20 protein-coding genes and 1 riboswitch are annotated in these 21,853 nt (G+C 73.3%); of the genes, 7 read left to right on the forward strand and 13 right to left on the reverse strand.

The features are described 5' to 3' along the window. Position 1: 1 nt before the first annotated feature. The 11 genes from ABB07_RS04540 to ABB07_RS41475 all read right to left on the reverse strand — a co-directional run bounded on the left by ABB07_RS04540 (position 2) and on the right by ABB07_RS41475 (position 12,021). The gene (locus ABB07_RS04540; RefSeq protein WP_208897479.1) at positions 2 to 1,708 is read right to left on the reverse strand and encodes a LuxR family transcriptional regulator AbsR2; all 1,707 of its coding nucleotides are present in this window, start codon (positions 1,706 to 1,708) and stop codon (positions 2 to 4) included. A 271-nt stretch (positions 1,709 to 1,979) separates the two neighbouring features. Beyond that, the gene (locus ABB07_RS04545; RefSeq protein WP_208897480.1) at positions 1,980 to 3,110 is read right to left on the reverse strand and encodes an LLM class flavin-dependent oxidoreductase; all 1,131 of its coding nucleotides are present in this window, start codon (positions 3,108 to 3,110) and stop codon (positions 1,980 to 1,982) included. 5 nt (positions 3,111 to 3,115) lie between these two features. Then, on the reverse strand, positions 3,116 to 4,186 hold the full coding sequence (locus tag ABB07_RS04550) for an LLM class flavin-dependent oxidoreductase (RefSeq protein ID WP_208897481.1): 1,071 nt from the start codon (positions 4,184 to 4,186) through the stop codon (positions 3,116 to 3,118). Then, the gene (locus ABB07_RS04555) at positions 4,183 to 5,565 is read right to left on the reverse strand and encodes an NtaA/DmoA family FMN-dependent monooxygenase (RefSeq protein WP_208897482.1); all 1,383 of its coding nucleotides are present in this window, start codon (positions 5,563 to 5,565) and stop codon (positions 4,183 to 4,185) included. The genes ABB07_RS04550 and ABB07_RS04555 overlap by 4 nt, the downstream gene beginning before the upstream one ends. Before the next feature lie 25 nt (positions 5,566 to 5,590). Beyond that, positions 5,591 to 6,799, reverse strand: a complete 1,209-nt coding sequence (locus tag ABB07_RS04560; RefSeq protein WP_208897483.1) for an LLM class flavin-dependent oxidoreductase — start codon at positions 6,797 to 6,799, stop codon at positions 5,591 to 5,593. 113 nt (positions 6,800 to 6,912) lie between these two features. Then, a complete protein-coding gene (locus ABB07_RS41715) occupies positions 6,913 to 7,020 on the reverse strand; it encodes a putative leader peptide (protein WP_341845871.1) in 108 nt (35 codons plus the stop codon). 413 nt (positions 7,021 to 7,433) lie between these two features. Further along, positions 7,434 to 8,453: a transporter substrate-binding domain-containing protein gene (locus tag ABB07_RS04570; RefSeq protein ID WP_208897485.1), complete on the reverse strand. Its 1,020-nt coding sequence runs from the start codon at positions 8,451 to 8,453 to the stop codon at positions 7,434 to 7,436. Between the two features lie 104 nt (positions 8,454 to 8,557). Then, entirely contained in the window at positions 8,558 to 9,349 is a 792-nt protein-coding gene (locus ABB07_RS04575; protein ID WP_208897486.1) for an amino acid ABC transporter ATP-binding protein, read from the reverse strand. Continuing rightward, complete coding sequence (locus ABB07_RS04580; protein ID WP_208897487.1) at positions 9,346 to 10,326, reverse strand: amino acid ABC transporter permease; 981 nt, start codon at positions 10,324 to 10,326, stop codon at positions 9,346 to 9,348. Before ABB07_RS04580 ends, ABB07_RS04575 begins: the two co-directional genes overlap by 4 nt. Before the next feature lie 430 nt (positions 10,327 to 10,756). After that, positions 10,757 to 10,868, reverse strand: a riboswitch (SAM riboswitch). A 78-nt stretch (positions 10,869 to 10,946) separates the two neighbouring features. Continuing rightward, complete coding sequence (locus ABB07_RS04585; protein WP_208897488.1) at positions 10,947 to 11,837, reverse strand: glutathione S-transferase C-terminal domain-containing protein; 891 nt, start codon at positions 11,835 to 11,837, stop codon at positions 10,947 to 10,949. 58 nt (positions 11,838 to 11,895) lie between these two features. Then, the gene (locus ABB07_RS41475; RefSeq protein WP_279617375.1) at positions 11,896 to 12,021 is read right to left on the reverse strand and encodes a putative leader peptide; all 126 of its coding nucleotides are present in this window, start codon (positions 12,019 to 12,021) and stop codon (positions 11,896 to 11,898) included. A 172-nt stretch (positions 12,022 to 12,193) separates the two neighbouring features. Between ABB07_RS41475 and ABB07_RS04590 the strand changes: the two genes are divergently transcribed. The 7 genes from ABB07_RS04590 to ABB07_RS04620 all read left to right on the forward strand — a co-directional run bounded on the left by ABB07_RS04590 (position 12,194) and on the right by ABB07_RS04620 (position 19,386). Then, complete coding sequence (locus ABB07_RS04590; RefSeq protein WP_208897489.1) at positions 12,194 to 13,363, forward strand: NAD(P)/FAD-dependent oxidoreductase; 1,170 nt, start codon at positions 12,194 to 12,196, stop codon at positions 13,361 to 13,363. Further along, on the forward strand, positions 13,360 to 13,662 hold the full coding sequence (locus ABB07_RS04595; protein WP_208897490.1) for a (2Fe-2S)-binding protein: 303 nt from the start codon (positions 13,360 to 13,362) through the stop codon (positions 13,660 to 13,662). Before ABB07_RS04590 ends, ABB07_RS04595 begins: the two co-directional genes overlap by 4 nt. After that, positions 13,655 to 15,046: an NAD(P)/FAD-dependent oxidoreductase gene (locus ABB07_RS04600; protein ID WP_208897491.1), complete on the forward strand. Its 1,392-nt coding sequence runs from the start codon at positions 13,655 to 13,657 to the stop codon at positions 15,044 to 15,046. Before ABB07_RS04595 ends, ABB07_RS04600 begins: the two co-directional genes overlap by 8 nt. Positions 15,047 to 15,125: 79 nt before the next feature. Then, the gene (locus ABB07_RS04605) at positions 15,126 to 16,022 is read left to right on the forward strand and encodes a dihydrodipicolinate synthase family protein (protein WP_208897492.1); all 897 of its coding nucleotides are present in this window, start codon (positions 15,126 to 15,128) and stop codon (positions 16,020 to 16,022) included. Positions 16,023 to 16,038: 16 nt separating this feature from the next. Then, entirely contained in the window at positions 16,039 to 17,040 is a 1,002-nt protein-coding gene (locus ABB07_RS04610; RefSeq protein ID WP_208897493.1) for a proline racemase family protein, read from the forward strand. A 42-nt stretch (positions 17,041 to 17,082) separates the two neighbouring features. Next, complete coding sequence (locus ABB07_RS04615) at positions 17,083 to 17,772, forward strand: GntR family transcriptional regulator (protein WP_208903278.1); 690 nt, start codon at positions 17,083 to 17,085, stop codon at positions 17,770 to 17,772. A gap of 192 nt (positions 17,773 to 17,964) precedes the next feature. After that, the gene (locus tag ABB07_RS04620) at positions 17,965 to 19,386 is read left to right on the forward strand and encodes an amino acid permease (RefSeq protein ID WP_208897494.1); all 1,422 of its coding nucleotides are present in this window, start codon (positions 17,965 to 17,967) and stop codon (positions 19,384 to 19,386) included. A 16-nt stretch (positions 19,387 to 19,402) separates the two neighbouring features. Here ABB07_RS04620 and ABB07_RS04625 read toward each other — a convergent pair whose 3' ends face one another. Continuing rightward, a complete protein-coding gene (locus ABB07_RS04625; protein WP_208897495.1) occupies positions 19,403 to 20,092 on the reverse strand; it encodes a response regulator in 690 nt (229 codons plus the stop codon). Further along, complete coding sequence (locus ABB07_RS04630) at positions 20,092 to 21,756, reverse strand: ATP-binding protein (protein WP_279617376.1); 1,665 nt, start codon at positions 21,754 to 21,756, stop codon at positions 20,092 to 20,094. The genes ABB07_RS04625 and ABB07_RS04630 overlap by 1 nt, the downstream gene beginning before the upstream one ends. Positions 21,757 to 21,853: the final 97 nt, after the last annotated feature.

Below are 21,853 nucleotides of genomic sequence, written 5' to 3' on the forward strand. Positions count from 1 at the left end.
CCTACGCGGACTCGCACAACCACGGAAGCGCTCCTCGATCCCCGGTGCCGAGCCTGCTGTACGCGCTGTACAGGTGATTCCCGACCGTCCGCACGGACAGGGTCAGCCGCTCGGCGATCTCCCGGTTGCTGAGCCCCTCCGCCGCGAGGCTCACGATCTGCCGCTGCCGGGCGGTCAGTTCGCCCAGCACCAGGCCGGCCAGGGCGGGGGTACGTGCACCCTGGCAGCGCCGCGTGAGCGCCACCGCCCGGGTGCGGGACACCCGCGCGGCCCGCGGATCGCGGTGCGCCCGCACGGCCTGCGCGTACGCCTCGGCCGCGAACAGCAGGAAGCCGCGCTGTTCCAGGGCCGCGGCGGCCCGGTCGAGTCCGGCACCGTCCCGTGCCGCCAGCGCCTCGGCATGCAGCGCGAACACACTGCCCGCCGGCAGCCGTCCGGCGACGCGCTCCGGGTCACCGAGGCGTACGGCGTCGTACCGGGCGTACACGTCATCGTCCCCGCTCTGCCCGAACTCACCGTCTGCCGCCCGGAGTTCCGCACGGCAGTCCTGATGTCCCGGCGCCCCGCGCAGCCCTTCCCGCGCCCAGGCGGCGGCGTCGCGGACCTCCCCCCGCAGCCGCGCGAACCGGGCCCGGACGGCGGCGTAGCCGGCCGGGAGCACGGCGCCCCGCGCCACCAGCCACTCGCCCACCGGGGTCGCCACCTCGCTCACGTCCAGCCGCTCGATCCGCCGTACCAGCAGGTGCTCCTCGGCCTGCAGAGCGGATGCGTGCGAGGTGGGCGCGCCCGCCAGCCGGCGTGCCCGCAGCCGTCCGGCCGTGGCCCGCAGGACCGGCCCGTGCAGCGGATGTGCGAGAGCGACCGCACCCTGTTCGTCGACGCGGACCAGCCCGTCGGTCTCCAGTCGCTCCAGGACGTCCAGATCGAGGCCGTCCAGCGGGTGGGCCAGCGGCTCGGCGAACGCGAGGCGCTCGAGGACGTCCCGTTCGCGGGGGTCGGAGCGATCGAGTACGACCCCGAGCCGCTCACGTACGGCCGCGGTGACCGGCAGTGCCCCCCGCCAGGCCCGCTCGTCCGTGCCGGGCATGGGCGTCAGGCTCCCGGCCCCGCCCAGCGCGGCGACCACGTCGCGCAGCAGCCGCAGATCGCCCTGGCACATCCGGTGCAGGCGGCGGACGGTGAGCGGTTCCAGCCCGGCGGTGGCGAGCAGGCGGGCGACGTCCTCGCGGGGCAGCGGTTCGAGGGCCAGCCGGGGCAGCAGTTCACCGGCCCACAGCCGGGACACCGCGCCGGGCGCGGGCACACCGTCCACCGCGGCCACGACGAGCCGGGTGCGGCCGTGCACGGCGAGCTGGTGGACGAGGGCGGCGGAGGCCTCGTCCAGCAGATGGGCGTCGTCCACGACGAGGAGCCGTACGCCGGACAGGATCCGCACCGCGCGGTGCGGCGGGACGGTGTCGGGCAGCAGGTGGGCGAAGGCGGCGAAGGGCAGATCCCGGGCCTCGGGCGTGCCGGTGACCAGGGCGTGCTCCGTGCCCCGGACCGCCTCGGTGATCAGCCGGGTCTTGCCGTGGCCTGCCGGTCCGGTCACCACGATCCCGGGCCGGCCGCCGGCCGACGCCCCGCGCACCAGCTCCAGTTCGTCGTCCCGGCCGGTGAACGGCCAGGGCAGCTCCAGCGTCCTCGCGTCCTGCTCGTAAGTCCTCACATCATGCAGAGCGGGCGTACTCAGGTTTGATACAGGGCGACTTGAGTAAGCCCCGACTCAGGCGCCCGGCACCGGCCGGCTGGCACGCTGGACCGGTCGGCGCCGCTCCGCCTCGGGCCCGCCGAGCACTCGCCGGGGGCCGCCGCGGTCTCGTCCGCGTCCGCCTCTGCGACACCGACCACGAGTCCGGCGCCGGGGGAACGGTCGCGGTCGTCACCCACGGGGGAGGTGACGACCGCGACCGCACAGGGCGCGTGGGTGAGCACTGTGGTCATCTGCGCTGCCACTCCTCGGCCAGCAGCTCGTAGGAGCGGACGCGGTCCGCGTGGTCGTGGGTGATGGTGGTGATGAGCAGTTCGTCGGCGCCGGTGGCCTCCTGGAGCTGTTCGAGGTGGTCGGCGACCCGGCCCGGGGAGCCGACGAACTGGGTGTCGAGGCGGTCCTGGACCAGCGCCCGGTCCTCGTCGGTCCAGGCGTGCGCCCGGGCCTCCTCGGACGTCGGGTAGGGGATGGCGCCCTCGGCGGTGCGGATGCTGCGCACCCACGGGCCGTACCCGGCGGCGAGCTCCCGGGCGCGCTCGTCGTCCTCGGCGACCACCACGTCGGCGGAGACGCTGACGTACGGCTTGCCGAGGACGTCGGACGGCTGGAAGTACGCCCGGTAGCCGTCCACCGCCTCCAGGACGGTGGCGGGGCTGACGTGGTAGTTCGCGGCGAACCGCAGCCCCCGGGCGCCCGCCGCCTCGGCGCTCGCCCCGCCGCTGCTGCCCAGGATCCACACCTCCACCCCGGCCCCCTCGCCCGGCACGGCGTGCGCCTCGACGCCGTCCGGGGAGCGGTAGGTGCCGGCGAGCAGGGCGAGGATGTCGTCGATCTGCTCGCCGTACTCCTGCGACTCCGCCTTCGGCAGCAGGAGCAGCTTGCGCTGCAGGGCGACGCGGGGCGAGCCCAGCAGGTGCGCGAACGAGAAGCGGGGCGGGATCAGCAGGCCGTTCGGTGCCCGGCCGTCGACCACCGGGGTCACCGTCGCGGGCGGTACCGGCCGTTCTCCGGGCGGGCCGCCGCCGGAGCGGCCCAGGCCCAGGTCCAGGCGGCCCGGGTACAGCGCGTCGATCAGGCCGAACTCCTCGACCGTGGACAGCGCGGTGCGGTGGCCGAGCTGGACGGCCCCCGAGCCGAGCCGGATCGTGGAGGTCGCCCCGGCGGTCAGGGCGAGCAGGACCGCCGGGGACGTCCCGGCCACGCCCGGGTTGAGATGGTGCTCGGCGAACCAGTACCGGGTGTAGCCGAACTCCTCGGCGCGCCGGGCGAGATCGATGGAGTTGCGCAGCGCTTCCGGCGCGCTCGAACCCGACGCGATGGGCACCAGGTCGAGGACGCCGAGGGGGGTGCGGGAGGACATGGCCATCACTCCTGGGTCGGGGGCAGGACCGGTGCCCAGGGGAACGGCGGGTCAGGTATCTCCCTGCGCAGCGCCGGGGCGACCGCCGACTGGAAGAGCTCCAGGGAGTCCCGGTGCTCGGTGTCGGTCAGGCCGCCGGCGTCCGCCTGCACATGCTGGACGGTGTGCCCGAGCTGCTCGTGGTAGCGGTGCACCTTGTCGATGACCTGCTGCGGGCTGCCGATCAGGGCCGAACTGCGCTCGACGAAGTCCTCCAGCGTCTCGAAGACCACGGGCAGGCCCGTCCGCTTCTGGAACGCCAGATTGCTCTCGAAGACCGGCCGGTAGACCTTCAGCGCCTGCTGCGAGGTGGGGGCCACGTACAGCCCGGCGGAGCCCGCGCCGACCGCGATGCGGGCCGGATCGTGGCCGTAGTGCTCCCAGCGCTCCCGGTAGTGGCGGATCAGCTCGGCGTAGGGCTCGACCGGGTTGGTGACGTTCGCCGAGAACAGCGGGTCGCCGTAGCGGGCGGCCAGGTCGACGGACTCCTTGCTGGTGGCGCTGCCGTGCCAGACCCGGACGGGGCGCTGGTACGGCCGCGGCCACACCTCGGCGTCCTTCAGCGGCGGCCGGAAGCGGGTGTCGGCGGTGACCCTGTCCTGCCGCCACAGCCGCCGGAACACCTCGTAGCCCTCGGCGTTGCGGTCCCACTGGTCCTCGGGGGTGACCTGGAACAGCTCCCGCTGGGCGGTGCCGTTGCCCTTGCCGATGATCAGGTCCAGGCGGCCGGCGCAGAGGTGGTCCAGCGTCGCGTAGTCCTCGTACGCCCGGACCGGGTCCAGCAGGCTGAGCGTGGTGACGGCGGTGAAGAGCCGGATCCGCCGGGTGAGCGCGGCGACATGGCTGAGCACCACGGTCGGCGAGGAGGAGAGGAACGGCCGTTCGTGCCGCTCCCCCACGCCGAACCCGTCGAAGCCCAGTTCCTCGGCCAGTACCGCGTTGTCCAGGACCTCGCGGAACCGGTCCTGCGTCGGCTTCCGGACACCGGTGACCGGGTCCGGCCGGTGCACGATCAGGGTGATCGCGAGGAACTTCACGACGCGGCCCGCTCCCGTGCCGCGCTGGTGCGGGCGTCGGGGTGGGCGAGGCCGAGGTGGTCGCGCAGGGTGGTGCCCTCGTAGTCGGCGCGGAAGACGCCCTGTTCCTGGAGCAGGGGGACGACCTTGTCGGCGAAGGGGTCGAGGCCGCCGGGGGTGATGTGCGGGACCAGGATGAACCCGTCGGAGGCGTCCGCCTGCACGAAGTCGTTGATGGTCTGCGCGACGGTGGCCGGGGAGCCGACGAAGGTCTGCCGGTTGCCGGTGTTGATGACCAGGTCGCGGATGGACCACTTGTTGGCCTCCGCGAGCTGCCGCCACTCCCGGGCGATGGCGATCGGGTCCCGGTACATCCGCACCTGGGCGCGGCCCCGGGAGATGTGCTCCTCGCTCACCACCGGGTCGACGTCGGGCAGCGGGCCCTCCGGGTCGTACGCCGACAGGTCGCGGTTCCAGACGAACTCCAGGTGCTTGATGGCGGTGGCGCCGCTGACCTGCTGCCGGCGCACCTCGCGGGCGAGTTCGGCGGCCTCCTGGTCGGTGTCGCCGAGGACGAAGGTGGCGGCGGGCAGGATGAGCAGGTCCTCGGGGCGGCGGCCGTACGTGGCCAGGCGGGACTTGACGTCCGTGTAGAAGGCCTGGCCCTCCTTCAGCGTGGAGTAGCGGCTGAAGATGGCGTCCGCGTCGGCGGCGGCGAACTCGCGGCCCTCGTCGGAGTCGCCGGCCTGGAAGATCACCGGGCGGCCCTGCGGGGAGCGCGGGACGTTGAACCGGCCGTGGATGTCGAAGTGCTGCCCCTGGTGCACGAAGGCGCCGGCCTTGGCGTCCCGGAGGAAGGTGCCGGTCGCCTGGTCGGCGAGGATCTCGTCGCCGCGCCAGGAGTCGAGGAGCTCGTGCGCGGTGGTGAGGAACTCCTTGGCGCGGGAGTAGCGCTCCTCCTGGGGCAGGAAGCCGCCGCGGCGGAAGTTCTCGCCGGTGAAGGCGTCCCAGGAGGTGACCACGTTCCACGCGGAGCGGCCGCCGGAGAGGTGGTCGAGGCTCGCGAACTGGCGGGCCACCTCGTACGGCTCGTTGAAGGTGGAGTTGATGGTGCCGGTCAGGCCGAGCCGGTCGGTGACGGCGGCGAGCGCGGCCAGCACGGTGAAGGTGTCGGGGCGGCCGACGACGTCCAGGTCGTAGATCTCGCCGCCCTGTTCGCGCAGCCTGAGGCCCTCGGCGAGGAACAGGAAGTCGAACTTGGCGCGTTCGGCGGTCCGCGCGAAGTGCGCGAAGGAGCTGAACTCGATGTGGCTGCCCGCGGCCGGGTCGCTCCACACGGTGGTGTTGTTGACGCCGGGGAAGTGGGCGGCCAGGTGGATCTGCTTCAGCGGCTTGCTCATGGGTGCGGTCGTCCTCTCCGCCTGCTCAGGCGATGGCTGCGGCGTAGCGGTTGGCGGGGCGGGCGAGGCCGAGCAGGCCGCGCAGGGTGTCGGCCTCGTAGGCGTCCCGGAAGCGGCCCCGGCGTTGCAGTTCGGGCACCAGGTCGCGGCTGATGCGGGGCAGGTCGTGCCCGGCGACGGCCGGCCGCAGCCGGAACCCGGTCAGCCCGCCGGCCGCCAACTCCTCCAGCAGGTCGGCGAGTTCGGTAGCCGTGCCGGTGAAGATCCGGGCGTCGCTGGTGTACGGCTCGCCCGCGAGCGCGTCCAGCCGCTCACGCCGGGCCCGGGCCTCGGCCCGGCTGCCGTCGAGGAGGACGACGAGGTCACCGAAGACGTGCAGGGTGTCCCCGGCGCGGCCCGCCGCCCGCTGCTCGGCGCGGATCTCGGCGACGATCGCGCGGGCCTGCTCCGCGTCGTGCGGGGTGACATAGCCGACGTCGGCCTGGCGGGCGACGAGCCGGTAGGGCACGGTCTGGTGGGCGAGGGCGGTGACCAGCGGCTGCCCCTGGGGCGGGCGGGGCGTGATCGAGGGGCCCTTGACGCTGAAGTGGCGGCCCTCGAAGTCGATGTAGTGCAGCTTGTCCCGGTCGATGAAGCGGCCCGTCGCCGCGTCCCTGATCTCGGCGTCGTCCTCCCAGCTGTCCCAGAGCCGGCGCACCACTTCCACGTGGTCGGCGGCCTCGTCGAACAGGTCGGTGACGATGTCCTGGGCCGCCGGGCTGTCGTAGGCCTCGATCCGGCCGATGGTACGGCGGCCGAAGTGGGCCGCCTCGTTCGGCCGGGCGCTGATCTGCACCCGCAGGCCCGCGCGGCCGGTGCTGACGTAGTCGAGGGTGGCGATCGCCTTGGAGATGTGGAACGGCTCGGTGTGCGTGGCCACCACGGTCGGGACCAGGCCTATGTGCCGGGTGAGCGGGGCTACGCGGGAGGCGATGAGCACCGCGTCGAGCCGGCCGCGCACCTGGTCGGTGCGGTCGTCGGGGTCGAGGAAGTGCGAGGACTGCGGGCCGAGGCCGTCCTCGACGGTGACGAAGTCGATCAGGCCCCGTTCGGCCTCGGCGACCAGGTCGGCCCAGTAGCCGGCGGTGAACAGGTCCCGGGGGCGGGCGACCGGCTCGCGCCAGGACGCGGGATGCCAGCCGGTGCCGTCCAGGGCGACAGCAAGGTGCAGGGGAGAGGCGGGAGTTGAGGACACGGCGGTGCCTTCCTTGATGGCCGTAACGAGAACACCGGCTCGCGGGGCGGCAGGCGTCGGCGAGGGGCGAGCGCGGCAGGAAGCAGACCCGGGCCTTGCGGCCGGGAGGGAGGTCAGTGGCGACAGAGCGCGGCGGAGACGCGCTGGAGGTCTATGTGCGGCCGGGTGGTGAGCCGGAGGGAGCGGTACGGGTGCGGGGCGTGCGGGAGTACACGTGTCACGGCCGTCACCTCCGTCCGTCGGGCGGGGCGGGCCGGGTGAGCGACCGCCTCGCGGATCTCGTCACGACTCACAACGCGCGGCCGGCCGCGGTTGTTCCCGCTCCGAGGACCCCCATGTCGGTTTCCCCGCCCGGGACTTCCCCGCCTGCCTCCCCACCGCGGACCTGCCCGCTCGCCTCAGCACCGCGGACCCGCCCGCCTCCGCGCCGAAGACCTGCTCACGCGTTGCCGTGGCGTGTCCGGGCGACGGGGTCCAGGATCTCGGGGGCGTCGGCGGGCCCGGGCCGTACCGCCTCCGGGGGCGGGTTCGGCGCGCAGCGCGGTGTCGACCGGCTGCACGCCCTCTCCGCTGCCTTCGACCCGTCGGCCGTCGGACCCCCGGTCGGGGCTCGGTTCGGCCGGAACCGGGTGGGTCAGGAGTTGCTCAGCGGCAGCCCCGGCGGGTTGACCTCGGACTTGGCGACGGCCTCGTCGGAGAGGTTGTAGGCCTTGAGCCACTCGGCGTACTGACCGTTCTTGATCAGGTAGTTGACGGCGTCGGCGATGGGCCTGGCGAGGCCGCTGTCCTTCTTGGTGGTGGCGGCGATCAGACCCTGGAGACTCGCACCGGCGCCGGAGAACGTGCCCGCGCTGCGGGTCGGGTTCGGCGACTTGGCGGTCTGCGTGACGTGGTAGGCGACCCCGGGGTTCGCCGCGAAGTAGGCGTCGATCTTGCCGCCGGTCAGCGCCAGGTAGGTGGCGTTCTTGCTGGCGTAGTGCTTGACGGTGAGGTTCTTGCCCTCCTTCTTCAGCTTCGTCTGCCACTCCAGGAGGATCTTCTCCTGGTTGGTGCCGTTGTCGACGGCGACCGTCCTGCCCGCGAGGTTCTCGTAGCGGCCGTCGAAGTTCCAGGTGCTCTTCTTCAGCACCTCGAAGCCGACGTTGTCCTTGCGGTAGGAGGCGAAGTCGTACTTCTTCTTGCGTTCCTCGGTGTCGGTGATGTTGGCGAAGCCGACGTCGGCCTTGCCGCTGTCGATACCGACGAACATGTTCTCCCAGGTGGCGTTGGACACCTGGGGCCTGAGCCCGAGGACGGCCGCCACCAGGCGGCCGAAGTCGGGCTCCACGCCGGTGAGCGTCTTCTGGTCACCGCCGATGTAGGCGAGCGGCGGGAAACCGTCGGGCAGCGCACCCACCACGATCTTCAGGGTGCCGCTCTTGCGGACGGCAGCGGGCAGTTCCGCGCTGAGGGACTTGACCTCGGCCACCTTCAGCGTGGTCTGCCGGGCCGCGCCGTTGGACACCCTGCCCACGGTCACCGTACCGGCGCTGTCGGTCGTGGTCGCGGCGTCGCTGTCGCCACCGCAGGCGGCGAGCCCGCCGGCGAGGGAGGCGACGGCGGTCGCCGCGGTGATGCCGCGTATCAGGCTGCGTCGGGAGAGGTGGCTGTGCATGGCTGTCCTTTGTCGTTCGGTACTGCTCGGGGGAAATGCCGGGTGGAAAAACTCGGAGGGAAAAGCTCAGAGGAAAAACTCGGAGGAAGAAGAGGAAAAGGGAGTCAGAGGACCTTGGCGAGGAAGTCCCGGGTCCGCTCGTGCCGGGGCCGGTCCAGGACCTCCTCGGGCGGGCCCTGTTCGACGATCCGGCCGCCGTCGATGAAGACGATCCGGTCGGCGACCTCGCGGGCGAAGCCGATCTCGTGGGTGACGATGACCAGGGTGGTGCCGCTGGTGGCGAGGTCCTTGATGACAGCGAGCACCTCACCGACCGTCTCGGGGTCGAGCGCGGAGGTCGGCTCGTCGAAGAGGATGATGCCGGGGCGCAGCGCGAGGGCGCGGGCGATGGCGACCCGCTGCTGCTGTCCGCCGGAGAGCTGGCGGGGATAGGCGCCGGTACGGTCGCCGAGGCCGACCCGGGTGAGCAGTTCCCGGGCCAGGTCCAGCGCTTCGGGCTTGGCCAGCCTCCCGGTGGCGACGGGCGCGGCGGCGACGTTGTCGAGGACGGTCAGGTGCGGGAAGAGGTTGAAGTTCTGGAAGACGAAGCCGATCCGGCTGCGCTGGGCCAGGATGGCGCGCTCGCTGAGCTCCTTCAGCCGGCCGCCGCTGCCGCGTCGGACGCCGATCGGCTCGCCGCCGACGCTGACGTGGCCGATCTCGGGTTTCTCCAGGTGGTTGACGACCCGCAGCAGGGTGGACTTGCCGGAGCCGGAGGGGCCGATGACGACGGTGACCTCGCCGGGGCGCACGCTCAGGTCGATGCCGTCGAGCACCCGATGGGTGCCGTACCACTTGTGGACGTCGTGGACCTCCAGCGCGGCCGGGGTGGTCTGCACGGTGTCGGTGGCGGTCATACGGCGGCCTCCCTGCGCAGCCGGGCCCGGAACTCCCCGAGGCCGGCGCGGGCCTTCTGCAGCGGGGTCGGCGGCAGGGTGCGGGTGGCGCCCCGGGCGAAGTGCCGCTCGACGTAGAACTGGACGACGGACACCACGCTGGTGAGGATCAGGTACCAGGCGGTGGCGACGAGCAGCAGGGGCACGATGTCGCCGGGGTAGGTGCTGCCCATGGTCTGCACGGAGCCGAAGAGGTCGAGCAGCGAGACGTAGAACACCAGCGAGGTGCTCTTGATCAGGCCGATGAGCTGGTTGACGTAGTTCGGCGTGATCGACCTGAGGGCCTGCGGGAACACGATCCTGGCGAACTGGTAGCCCCTGGGCAGGCCGAGCGCGGCCGCCGCCTCGTGCTGGCCCTGGTCGACGGAGAGGAGGCCGCCGCGTACGACCTCCGCCGCGTACGCCGCCTCGTTGAGGCTGAGCCCGACCACGGCGACCGTCATGTCGGTGGCCAGCCTGGACTCGTCGAAGGTGACGAAGGCGGGGCCGAAGGGGACGCCGAGGCTCACCGTCTTGTACAGGGCCGAGAAGTTGTACAGGAAGATCAGGACGACGATGAGCGGCACCGAGCGGAACAGCCAGGTGTACGTCCAGCTCACGGCGCGCAGCACCGGGCTGCCGGACTGCCGGCCGAGAGCGAGCAGGATGCCGCCGAGGAGGCCGAAGGCCGCGCTGAGCGCGGCGACTTCGAGGGTGACGAGGAGCCCGTCGAGGACCGTGGGGCGCAGGAACCAGTAGCGGAAGCGGTCCCACTGGTAGAACGGGTTCGTGGCCAGTCCGTGCACGATCTGTGCGACGAGCACCAGGACGACGGCGGTGGCGATCCACCGGCCGGGCCGGCGCAGCGGCTGAACCCGCTGTGCGCTCAGCGGCTTTGACGGGGTGTCGGCGGGTGGCGCCTCGGCGAGGGAGACGGCGGCGCCTGGGACTTCACTCATGGCGGGCTCCGGCGGAGTCGGACACCCCGGCTGACGACGCTCGGCCGCGGGTACCGCCACGGCACTGCGGCACGGGGCGGCGCACGACAGCGCGCGGGAACCGGGGGCTGGGCGGGTGATGGCACACCGGCGGGGCGGTGGGCGTCAGGAACGCGGGGCTGGAGCAGCGACTGGCTGGAGCAGCCAGGGCTGGAGAAGCGGAGGCTGGGCAAGCGGAGGCTGGAGAAGCCAGGGCTGGAAGGAGACGTCAGCCCTGACAGCGGGCTGAGCCCGGCGCGGTACACAGTGCACTGTTGACGCGCAGCAGATCGACGGCGCGGTCGGCGACGAGGACCCTGGCGTACGACGGTACGCAGCCCTGGGGGCGGCTCGCGGCCGTCCTGGGAGCTGCGTACATGGCGTCACCTGTCACTGTTCCGGCCCCACGGGGCCCTCGCGCTTACCGAAAACGTCATTCCGGTCCGGTCGTCACCTGGGGCACCCCACCGCGATGCGAGGGTTGCCGGTCAGCCAGCCAGGGCTTGGTGCTGACGCTCATGACCGTTCTGAGCCGTAAGTAAGGCAGTCGTCCGTTCAAATGTCAACGGCTGTCCGCCCAGTGGACGCCGTCCGACCGCTTCTCACCTGCGGGAAGCGTCCTCGGCGCCCGCGACGTGGCCCGCCCAGTCCAGGATCTGGACGGCGGCGCCGGCGGCCTCGAGGCCCTGGCAACGGCCGTGGTGGCGGCGGGAGATGCCGTCGAGGTCGAGATGGCGGCCGAAGGCGAGGTGGGCGGCCAGGCGGCGGGCGTAGGCCCACAGGGCGCGGTGGCCGGCGATGCGGTGGACGGCGGCGGCGTCCAGGTGGCAGCGATGGACGGTGTCCAACTGCACCAGCGTGACCCACAGTTCGATGTCGGCGGCGGTGATCCGGTCGTCGACCAGGTACGCCTCCGCGGCCAGCCGGCTCTCCAGCCGACCCAGGGTGTCCAGGAGCACGTCCAGGGCGGCGGCCCGCTCGGCCGGGTCGGCGCCGGCCCGTCCGGCGCGCTGCGCGGCCTCCTCGATCCCTTCGGCGCACATCCGCTCGACGGCCTCGATCACGGACTCCTGACCGCACGGGTACAGGGCGGGGCGGTCCTCGCGCGGGAAGAAGCGGTCGAGGTCGCGCAGGATGTCGCGGGCCTGGGTGCTGACGATCCGTCCGGACCAGTCGTCGCTGAGCACGGGCGCGAGGGCCGGGCCGGTGTAGTGGTGGGCGCTCGCCTCGTACAGCGGCCGCAGCGCCGAGTGGCCGCCGCCGGGACAGTCCGGTACGGCGGGCAGGACCGTGACCGGACAACTGCCGTCCAGGCCGAGGAGGCTGTGCCCGACGGCGAGGCGGAGACCGTCCGGGCAGGCGGTCGAGAGATGGAGCCGGTAGCGGTGCGGCACGGCGTAGTGGCCGCTGCGCGCGTCCTGGCCGATCCGGCCCCGGAAGACGGGCGCGGCGCGGTGGACGGACGGGACGGCGGCGAGCGGAGTGATGGACATGCGTCTCCCCGGGTGATGGACGTACGGACGTGCGCGCCGGCGGGCGCGGGGCTCCGGCTCAGCGCTGGGGGCTGATCGCGCTGCAGACGCGCAGCAGATCGATGTGGCGGCGGGAGGTGAGCAGGGGTGCGCACAGCGGCGTACGGCCCGCGGGGCCGCTGCCGGTGTCGAGGCGCGTCATCATTCCCTACCTGTTCACTAGGATTCCCACCCTGGAGTGTCGATCCGGCACCGGGGGACGTCAAGGGGGCGTCCACGCCTGGGACGGGCATGGGAAATGGTGATGGGGACGGGAGTATCGGGACGAAGCTGTCCGGGCTCTCCTCGGAATTGGCGACATGTGACATAGTACTGCCGTGGCGAAGCGACTGACCTGCGATGTCGTGGTCGTCGGAGCCGGCATGGTGGGTGCGGCCTGTGCGCTGTACGCCGCGCGGTCCGGCCTCGACGTGCGGGTGGTGGACCGGGGTCCGGTGGCCGGCGGCACCACCGGCGCGGGCGAGGGCAACCTGCTCGTCTCCGACAAGGAACCGGGCCCCGAGCTCGGCCTCGCCCTGCTGTCCGCCCGGTTGTGGGGCCGGCTGGGCGACGAGCTGGGGGCGGCGGTCGAGTACGAACCCAAGGGCGGCCTGGTGGTCGCCTCCACCCCCGAGACCCTCGCCGCGCTGCACGCGTTCGCGGACGGACAGCGGGCCGCGGGAGTCGTGGCCGACCCGGTTGCGGCCACCCAACTTCCTTGCTTGGAACCGTATTTGACTCCAGGCCTGGCGGGCGGGGTGCACTATCCCCAGGACGCCCAGGTCATGCCCGCCCTCGCCGCCGCCCACCTGCTCCGCGCCTCCGGTGCCCGCCTGCACACGGGCTGGACCGTGACCGGGGTGCTGCGCTCGGCCGGCGGCACGGTGACCGGCGTCCGTACCGACCGGGGCGATCTGCACGCACCGGCGGTGGTGAACGCGGCCGGCACCTGGGGCGGTGGCCTCGCGGCGCTCGCCGGCGTCCGGCTGCCGGTGCTCCCCCGGCGCGGCTTCGTCCTCGTCACCGAGCCGCTGCCGCGGATGGTCCGGCACAAGGTGTACGCCGCGGACTACGTGGCCGACGTCGCGAGCGACTCGGCCGCCTTGCGCACCTCGCCGGTGGTGGAGGGCACGGCCGCCGGTCCTGTGCTGATCGGCGCGAGCCGGGAGCGGGTCGGCTTCGACCGCTCGCTGTCACTCCCCGCCGTTCGGGCGCTCGCGGCCGGGGCGATCGGGCTGTTCCCGTTCCTGGAGCGGGTGCGCGCGCTGCGGACGTACGCGGGCTTCCGGCCGTATCTGCCCGACCACCTCCCGGCGATCGGCCCCGACCCCCGCGCGCCGGGGCTGTTCCACGCCTGCGGGCACGAGGGCGCCGGCATCGGAATGGCCACCGGTACCGGGCAGTTGATCGCCCAGGCCCTCACCGGGAAGACACCGGAACTGGATCTCACGCCGTTCCGGCCGGAACGGTTCGAGGGACACGACACCGACGGAGGCGACACGCCGTGAATCCCCTGGAGCTGGCCCGGGCCCGCCCGGGCGAGGACTTCACCGTCACCTTCGACGGGCGGCCCCTCGCGGCCCTGCCCGGGCAGACGGTCGCGGCGGCGCTGTGGGCGGCGGGCGTGACCTCCTGGCGCAGCACCCGCGGGGCCGGCCGGCCGCGCGGGGTGTTCTGCGGGATCGGGGTGTGCTTCGACTGCCTGGTGACCGTCAACGGCCAGGCGAACCAACGGGCTTGCCTGGTGCCGGTGCGGCCGGGCGATGTGATCCGCACCCAGGAGGGGACCGGAGGGGACGATGACTGAGCGCGCGCATCTCGCCGTCGTCGGGGCGGGCCCGGCGGGGCTCGCCGGGGCGCTGGCGGCGGCCGCCCGGGGGGTACGGGTCACCCTCGTCGACGCGGCCGGGCAGGCGGGCGGCCAGTTCTACCGGCAGCCCGCCCCGGCCCTCGGCGCCCGCCGCCCCGAGGCCCTGCACCACCAGTGGCGCGCCTGGGAGCGGCTGCGGGACGGCATCGGCCGGCACCTCACGGCCGGTCGCATCAGCCATCTGACGGATCATCATGTCTGGTGTGTGGAGCGGGAGTCGGGTGCGTTCCGGCTGCACGCCCTGCGCGGCCCCGCGCAGGAGGAGGGGGTTACCGTCCGCGCCGACGCCGTGCTGCTCGCCACCGGCGGGTACGAGCGCGTGCTGCCCTTCCCCGGCTGGACGCTGCCCGGTGTGGTCACGGCGGGCGGCGCGCAGGCCATGCTCAAGGGCGGGCTGGTGCTGCCCGGCCGTACGGTCGTGGTCGCCGGCACCGGACCCCTGCTGCTGCCGGTGGCCACGGGGCTCGCCGCGGCCGGTGCGCGCGTGGCCGCGCTGGTCGAGTCCGCCGGCCCGGTGGCCGTACTGCGCCGCACCCCGGCCCTCGCGGCGGCGGAGCCCGGCAAGCTCGCCGAAGGCGCCTGGTACGCGGGCCGGTTGCTGCGGCACCGGGTGCGGACGCTGGCCCGGCACACCGTGCTGGAGGCGCACGGCACCGACCACCTGGAGGCGGTCACGGTCGCGGCGCTGGAGCGGGACGGGCGGGCCAGGCCCGGCAGCGCGCGCCGCATCCCCTGCGACGCCCTCGCCGTCGGACACGGCATGCTGCCGCACACCGACCTCGCCGAGACGCTCGGCTGCACCCTGACCGGCACGGACGTACGGGTCGACGACGAGCAGCGCACCGACGTGCCCGGGGTCTGGGCCGCCGGGGAGACCACCGGGATCGGCGGGGCGGCCCTGGCGCTCGCCGAGGGACACATCGCCGGCCGCTCGATCGCCGCCCGCCTGCGCGGCACCGCCCCCGACCCGCGCGCCTGGGCGGCGGCCGCCCGGGCCAGGACCCGGCAGCGGGCGTTCTTCGCGGCCCTGGAGACGGTGTACGCGCCGCCCCCGGGCTGGGCGGACCGGATCACGGACGACACGGTGGTGTGCCGGTGCGAGGAGGTCACCGCCGGCCAGGTGCGTACGGCCGCGGGCACGCTCGGCGCGGGTGATCTGCGCACCGCGAAGCTGCTCACCCGGGCCGGGATGGGCTGGTGCCAGGGCCGCGTGTGCGGGCCCGCGGTGGCCGGTCTGACCGGATGCCCGTTCACACCGGGCCGCCGCCCCTTCGCGCGACCGGTGCCGCTCGGCGTCCTGGCCGGGCTGCCGGAGGACTGAACCAGCCGCGCGGTGACCTGGTCCCCAGGTCACGGCGGACAGTAATATGTCACACCTCATCGGAGTAGGGGATCCCCGCATGACCCAGTCACCGAACCGCCCCTGGCGCGGCGTCCTCGTCGCCACCGCCCTCCCGCTGCGCGACGACCTCTCGATCGACTACGACCGCTACGCCGAGCACTGCGCCTGGCTGGTCGGACACGGCTGCGACGGCGTCGTACCGAACGGCTCGCTCGGCGAGTACCAGGTGCTCACCCCCGAGGAGCGGACCCGGGTGGTGGAGACGGCCGTGGCGGCGGTCGGCGGCGCGCGGGTGATGCCGGGCGTCGCCGCGTACGGCTCGGCCGAGGCCCGGCGCTGGGCCGAGCGGGCGGGCGAGGCCGGCTGTGCGTCGGTGATGCTGCTGCCGCCCAACGCCTACCGCGCCGACGAGCGTTCCGTCCTCGCCCACTACGCCGAGGTCGCCCGCGCGGGCCTGCCGGTGGTGGCGTACAACAACCCGATCGACACCAAGGTCGACCTGGTCCCCGAACTCCTCGCCCGGCTGCACGGCGAGGGCCACATCCACGGCGTCAAGGAGTTCTCCGGTGACGTCCGCCGCGCCTACCGCATCGCCGAACTCGCCCCGGAACTGGATCTGTTGACCGGCGCCGACGACGTCCTGCTGGAGCTGGCCGTGGCGGGCGCCAAGGGCTGGGTGGCCGGCTACCCGAACGCGCTCCCCCGGGCCTCGGTGGAGCTGTACCGCGCCGCGGTGGCCGGGGACCTCACCACCGCGCTCCCCCTGTACCGGCAGCTCCATCCGCTGCTGCGCTGGGACTCCCGGGTCGAGTTCGTACAGGCGATCAAACTGTCCATGGACGTCGTCGGCCGGTACGGCGGCCCGGTGCGCCCGCCGCGCGTCCCGCTGCTCCCCGAGCAGGAGGCGGCGGTCCGGGCGGCCACCGAGAAGGCCGCAGCCGCAGGGCTCGTCTGAGAAGGGAGCGAAGAGCGTGCGCAGCAAGCTCGTCCTGCACGCCGTCGACTCGCACACCGAGGGCATGCCGACCCGCGTCGTCACCGGCGGGATCGGCACCGTACCGGGTGCGACCATGAACGAGCGGCGGCTGTACTTCCGTGAACACCTCGACCACATCAAGCGGTTGCTGATGAACGAACCGCGCGGCCACTCCGCGATGAGCGGCGCGATCCTGCAGCCGCCGGCCCGCCCCGACTGCGACTGGGGCGTCATCTACATCGAGGTCTCCGGCTATCTGCCGATGTGCGGGCACGGCACCATCGGGGTCGCGACCGTGCTGGTCGAGACCGGCATGGTGGAGGTGGTGGAGCCGGTGACCACCATCCGGCTCGACACCCCGGCCGGGCCGGTGGTCGCCGAGGTGGCGGTGGAGAACGGCGCGGCGCGGAACGTGACCCTGAGGAACGTGCCGTCGTTCGCCGTCGCACTGGACCGCAAGATCACCCTGCCCGACGGCCGCACGGTCACCTACGACCTCGCCTACGGCGGCAACTTCTACGCGATCCTCCCGCTCGACGCGTTCGGGCTGCCCTTCGACCGCGCCCGCAAGGACGACATCCTCGCGGCCGGTCTGACGCTCATGGACGCGATCAACTCCGAGGCGGAACCGGTGCATCCGGAGGATCCCTCCATCCGCGGCTGCCACCACGTCCACCTCTACGCGCCCGGCGCCACCGCCCGCCACTCCCGCCATGCGATGGTCATCCACCCCGGCTGGTTCGACCGCTCCCCGTGCGGCACGGGCACGAGCGCACGCATGGCGCAGCTGCACGCGCGCGGCGAACTGCCGCTGCACACCGAGTTCGTGAACGAGTCCTTCATCGGCACCCGGTTCACCGGGCGGCTGCTCGGCACGACGGAGGTCGGGGGCCGCCCGGCGGTGCTGCCCAGCTTCACCGGCCGTGCCTGGATCACCGGCACCGCGCAGTACCTCCTGGACCCCACCGACCCCTTCCCGGAGGGCTTCGTCCTCTAGGCCGTCCGGACCATCCTCTAGACTCATCCGGTGACGCGTGACATGGCACAAGACGAGCGAGGCGCGCGGATGCCCGCGCTCCCCCGGCTGGGTGGCCGGCGCAGCAGCTACCGCGAGCGCGTCGCCGACGCGCTGCGCGCCGCGCTGATCGCCGGCGAGCTGCGGCCGGGCGAGGTCTACTCCGCGCCCTCGCTCGCCGCCCGCTTCGGCGTCTCCGCGACGCCGGTGCGGGAGGCGATGCTGGACCTGGCCAAGGAGGGCCTGGTCGACACCGTGCCGAACAAGGGCTTCCGGGTCACCGTCGTCTCCGACCGGCAGCTGGACGAGTACACGCACATCCGCGCCCTCGTCGAGATCCCGACCGTCGTCGAACTGGCCCGCACCGCCGACCGCGTCTCGCTGGAGGCGCTGCGCCCGGCGGCCCGCGAGATCGTCACGGCGGCGGTGGCGGGCGACCTGATCGCCTACGTCGAGGCCGACACCCGCTTCCACCTCGGCCTGCTCGCCCTCTCGGGCAACGCCCACCTGGTCGAGGTGGTCGCCGACCTGCGCAAACGCTCCCGTCTCTACGGCCTGACGGCCCTGGTGGAGGCCGGCCGGCTGCTCGCCTCGGCCGAGGAGCACCTGGAACTCCTCGACGCCCTGCTGGAACGGGACGAGAAGGCCGTGCACGCGATCATGACCCGTCATCTGGGCCATGTCCGCAGCCTCTGGGCCGACGGCGAGGACTAGGACGGCCGTGCCGCTCCGCGCGGTGGTCGCCGAATATTTCGCGGTACGGGCGCCGTGCAGGAGCGTTTTTTCCACCGTCGGCCGGGCCGGACGGCACAAGAAACGGCGATTTTGCGGCAGGCAAGGGCATCCCGGACCATGGCGGGGTCCCGGCGATCCTGGGACGTCTGTTCGATGAGAGGCGCACCACCCATGCACGTCACCGGAACCGCCCCGCAGTCGGCTCCGGCCCCCTCCGAGGAGCTCACGGCTGCCGTCGGAGACCTTCCCGGCACCGGCAGGCATACCCGCCGGTTCGGCCTGCCGGTCGCGACCGCGCTGGTCATGGGCAACATCATCGGCGGCGGCATCTTCCTGCTCCCCGCCTCCATCGCCCCGTACGGCTGGGTCAGCCTGATCGCCTTCGGGGTGCTGACCGTGGGCGCCATCGCGCTCGCGCTGGTCTTCGGCCGGCTCGCCGCACGCGACCCCCGCACCGGCGGCCCCTACGTCTACGCCCGCGAGGCCTTCGGCGACTTCGCCGGGTTCCTCGCCGCCTGGGCGTACTGGATCACCACCTGGGTGTCGAACGCGGCGCTCGCCGTCGCCGCCGTCGGCTACCTGGACGTGCTGATCCCGGTGGGCCACCACAAGTGGACCGCGTGTCTGGCCGCCCTGGTCCTGCAGTGGCTGCCCGCCCTCGCCAACTTCGCCGGCACCCGGTACGTCGGCGCGGTCCAGCTGGTGTCGACCGTGCTGAAGTTCGTGCCGCTGCTGCTCGTCGCGGTCGGCGGCCTGTTCTTCTTCGACCCGTCCCGGCTCGGGCCGTTCAACGCGAGCGGCCACGGCGCCATCGGTGCCGTCTCCGCCTCCGCCGCCCTGCTGCTCTTCTCCTACCTCGGGGTGGAGTCCGCCGCGGTGAGCGCCGGCGAGGTCAGGAACGCCCGCCGCAACGTGGGGCGCGCCACCGTGATCGGCACCGCGGGCGCCGCCCTGGTCTACCTCCTGGGCACGCTGTCCGTCTTCGGCACCGTAGAGCACCACCGTCTGGTGGCCTCCGCGGCCCCCTTCTCCGACGCCGTGAACACGATGTTCGGCGGCAGCTGGGGCGGTACGGCGGTGGCGCTGGCCGCGCTGGTGTCGATGACCGGCTGCCTCAACGGCTGGACGCTGCTGAGCGCGCAGACCCCGTACGCCGCGGCCCGGGACGGCCTGTTCCCGGCCGCGTTCGCACGCCGCCGCCGGGGCGTGCCGACGGTCGGTGTCGGCGTCACGGTGGTCCTCTCTTCTCTCCTGACCGCCTACAACTACCTGTCCGGCTCGGCGAAGGTCTTCGACGTCCTGGTCCTCGTCACCACGTTCACCGCGACCGTGCCGTACCTGCTGGCGACCGCCGCGCAGCTCTTCCACCTGGTCTCCGGACGGTCCGTGGACCGTCCGCGGCTGGTGCGGGACTCGGTGATCACCGCGATCGCGGCCGCTTTCTCCCTGTGGCTGATGGCGGGCGCCGGCTACGCGGCGGTGTACCAGGGCGTGCTGTTCCTGTTCGCCGGGGTCCTGGTCTACGCGGTGATGGCGGCGCGGCGGCGGCGCAAGCCGGCGGATACGGCCGGGGCCGTGCCCGAGACCTGGTGAAGGGGGGTCCGCCGGTTCAGGTGACGATGCGATAGAGGTGCTCCGGGCGCCCGGCCGCGCCGTATCGCAGCTCCAGGCGGACCATGCCCTCCTTGACGAGGTAGGACAGATAGCGCTGGGCGGTGGCGCGGGAGACGCCGGTGAGCTCGGCCGCCTCGGCCGCCGACACCGGGCCGCGCGCGGTGCGCAGCGCCTGGTGGACCAGGGTCAGGGTGGGCGCCGAGTGGCCCTTGGCCGGTACGCGCGGCACGGCGGGCGGCCGGGCGGCGCTGAACAGGGCGTCCACGTCGGCCTGGTCGGTCTCGGCGGCCGGGCCGAGCACCTCCACGCGCTGCTGGAGCTCGCGGTAGGCGGTGAGCCGTTCGCACAGGTCGGGGGAGCCGAACGGCTTGACCAGATAGCCCAGGGCGCCGAGCTTCATGGCGGTGCGCACCGACTCGATGTCCCGGTCCGCCGTGATCATCAGCGCGTCGGGACGGGCGCCGCCCTCGTCCCCGGTGAGCCGGCGCAGCACGTCGAGCCCGCTGCCGTCGGGCAGGAAGATGTCGAGCAGCAGCAGGTCGGGGCGCAGGGCCCGGACCGCCTCCAGCGCCTCGGCGACGCTCGCCGCCTCGCCGACCACGTGGAAGCCCGGGACGCGGCTCACGTACTCGCTGTGGATGTGGCTCACCCGGAAGTCGTCGTCCACGACCAGGGTCCGGATCATCAGCGCTCGCCTCCCACCGGCAACGCCTTGGTGAACAGTGCTCCCTGCGGCGCGAGGGCCTTGTCCGGCAGGGGCAGTACGACCGTGAAGACGGCGCCGGGGCCCTCGCTGACCGTGATGGTGCCGCCGTGCCGCTGCACCAGCCGGTGCACCAGGGCCAGGCCGAGGCCGCGCCGGGCGGTGCCCCGTTCCGGCCGGGTCGAGAAGCCGTCCTCGAAGATCGACTCGGCCGCGTCCGGCGGGATCCCCGGACCGGTGTCCGCGACCCGGACCCGCACCTCGTGAGGGCTCTCGGTCAGGGTGAGCCGTACCTCGCGGCCGTCCGCCGGGCGCGGTCCCTCGCCGGCCGCGTCGACCGCGTTGTCCAGCAGGTTGCCCACGATGGTCAGCAGCCGGTGCAGGTGCGGCGGGTCCTGGCCGAGGGCCGAGTCGTCGGTCAGCACGATCCGTACCCCGCGTTCGCCGGCGACCGTGGTCTTGGCCACGAGCAGTCCGACCATGAGCGAGTTCCCGATCCGCCTGCGCACCGATTCGGTGAGGGCCTGACCGGTGCCGGCCGCGCCGACGGCGAACTCGTAGGCGTCGTCGTACTCCCCGATGTCGAGCAGGCCGGCCAGGGTGTGCATGCGGTTGGTGAACTCGTGCTGCTGGGCCCGCAGCGCGTCGGTCAGGCCCCGCACGGAGTCCAGTTCGCGCAGCAGCCCGACCATTTCGGTGCGGTCCCGTACGGTGACCACGGCGCCGAGTTCACGGCCGTGCAGGGTGACCGGCATACGGTTGACGACGAGGCAGTGCTCGTCGGTCAGGACGCTGACGTCGGTGCCGGTCAGGGTGCCGTCCAGGGCGCGGCGCAGCCGGCCGTCGGGCAGCACCTCCTCGACGGTCCGGCCGAGCGCGGTGCCGAGCCCGAGCAGCCGGCGGGCCTCGTCGTTCACGACGGTGATCCGGTCGTCGGGGTCGAAGGCGACCACGCCCTCACGGATGCCGTGCAGCATCGCCTCGCGGTCCTGCAGCAGGCCGGCGATCTCCTCCAGTTCCAGCCCGAACGTGGTCCGCTTCAGCCGTCTGGCCAGCAGATACGCGGCCGCGGAACCGAGCGCGGTGGCGATCGCGGCGTACAGGCCGAAGGTGGGCAGCTCGCGCCACAGCTCGCTGAGCACATGCCGTTCGGGGATGCCCACCGACACCTCGCCGACCAGCCTGCCCGTCGGCCCTTTCAGCGGGGCCTTGCCGTTGGCGGACCGTCCGGTCGCGCCCTGGTCGGTACCGACGTGCGTCCGGCCGTCCAGCACCACGAGCGGCTCGGCCACCGGCGAGCCGACCAGCCGCGCCATGGGGTGCGAGTGGCGGACCCCGTGCAGGTCGATCACCACCACGTATGACGCGCCCGACGCGATCCGGATCCGCTCGGCGGCGGTCTGCACCACGTCACCGCCGTCGCCGTACTCCATGGCGCGCCGGATCTGCGGGTCCGCGGCCGCGGTCTGCGCGATGCCCACGGCCCGCTCCTCGTAGGTGCGGTCGAGCGCGGAGCGCTGCGCGAAGGCGAACAGGACGAATCCGATGGCGCCGGTGAGCGCCAGGATGACGAGCTGGCTGACGAGGATCCGCGCGGAGAGTCTCCCCCTCCCGCCGCGCCCGATCCGCATACGGATGGGTGTCACAGGTGCCTCTTCGCCTCTGTCCCGCGTGGTGCCGGGCCGGCCCGACGCCGGACCCGTGGTGGCGTGATTGTGCCTGATGGCCGAAATCCTGCCCAGC

This window comes from Streptomyces incarnatus, from assembly GCF_001027185.1.
In the GTDB taxonomy this organism is placed as follows: domain Bacteria; phylum Actinomycetota; class Actinomycetes; order Streptomycetales; family Streptomycetaceae; genus Streptomyces; species Streptomyces puniciscabiei.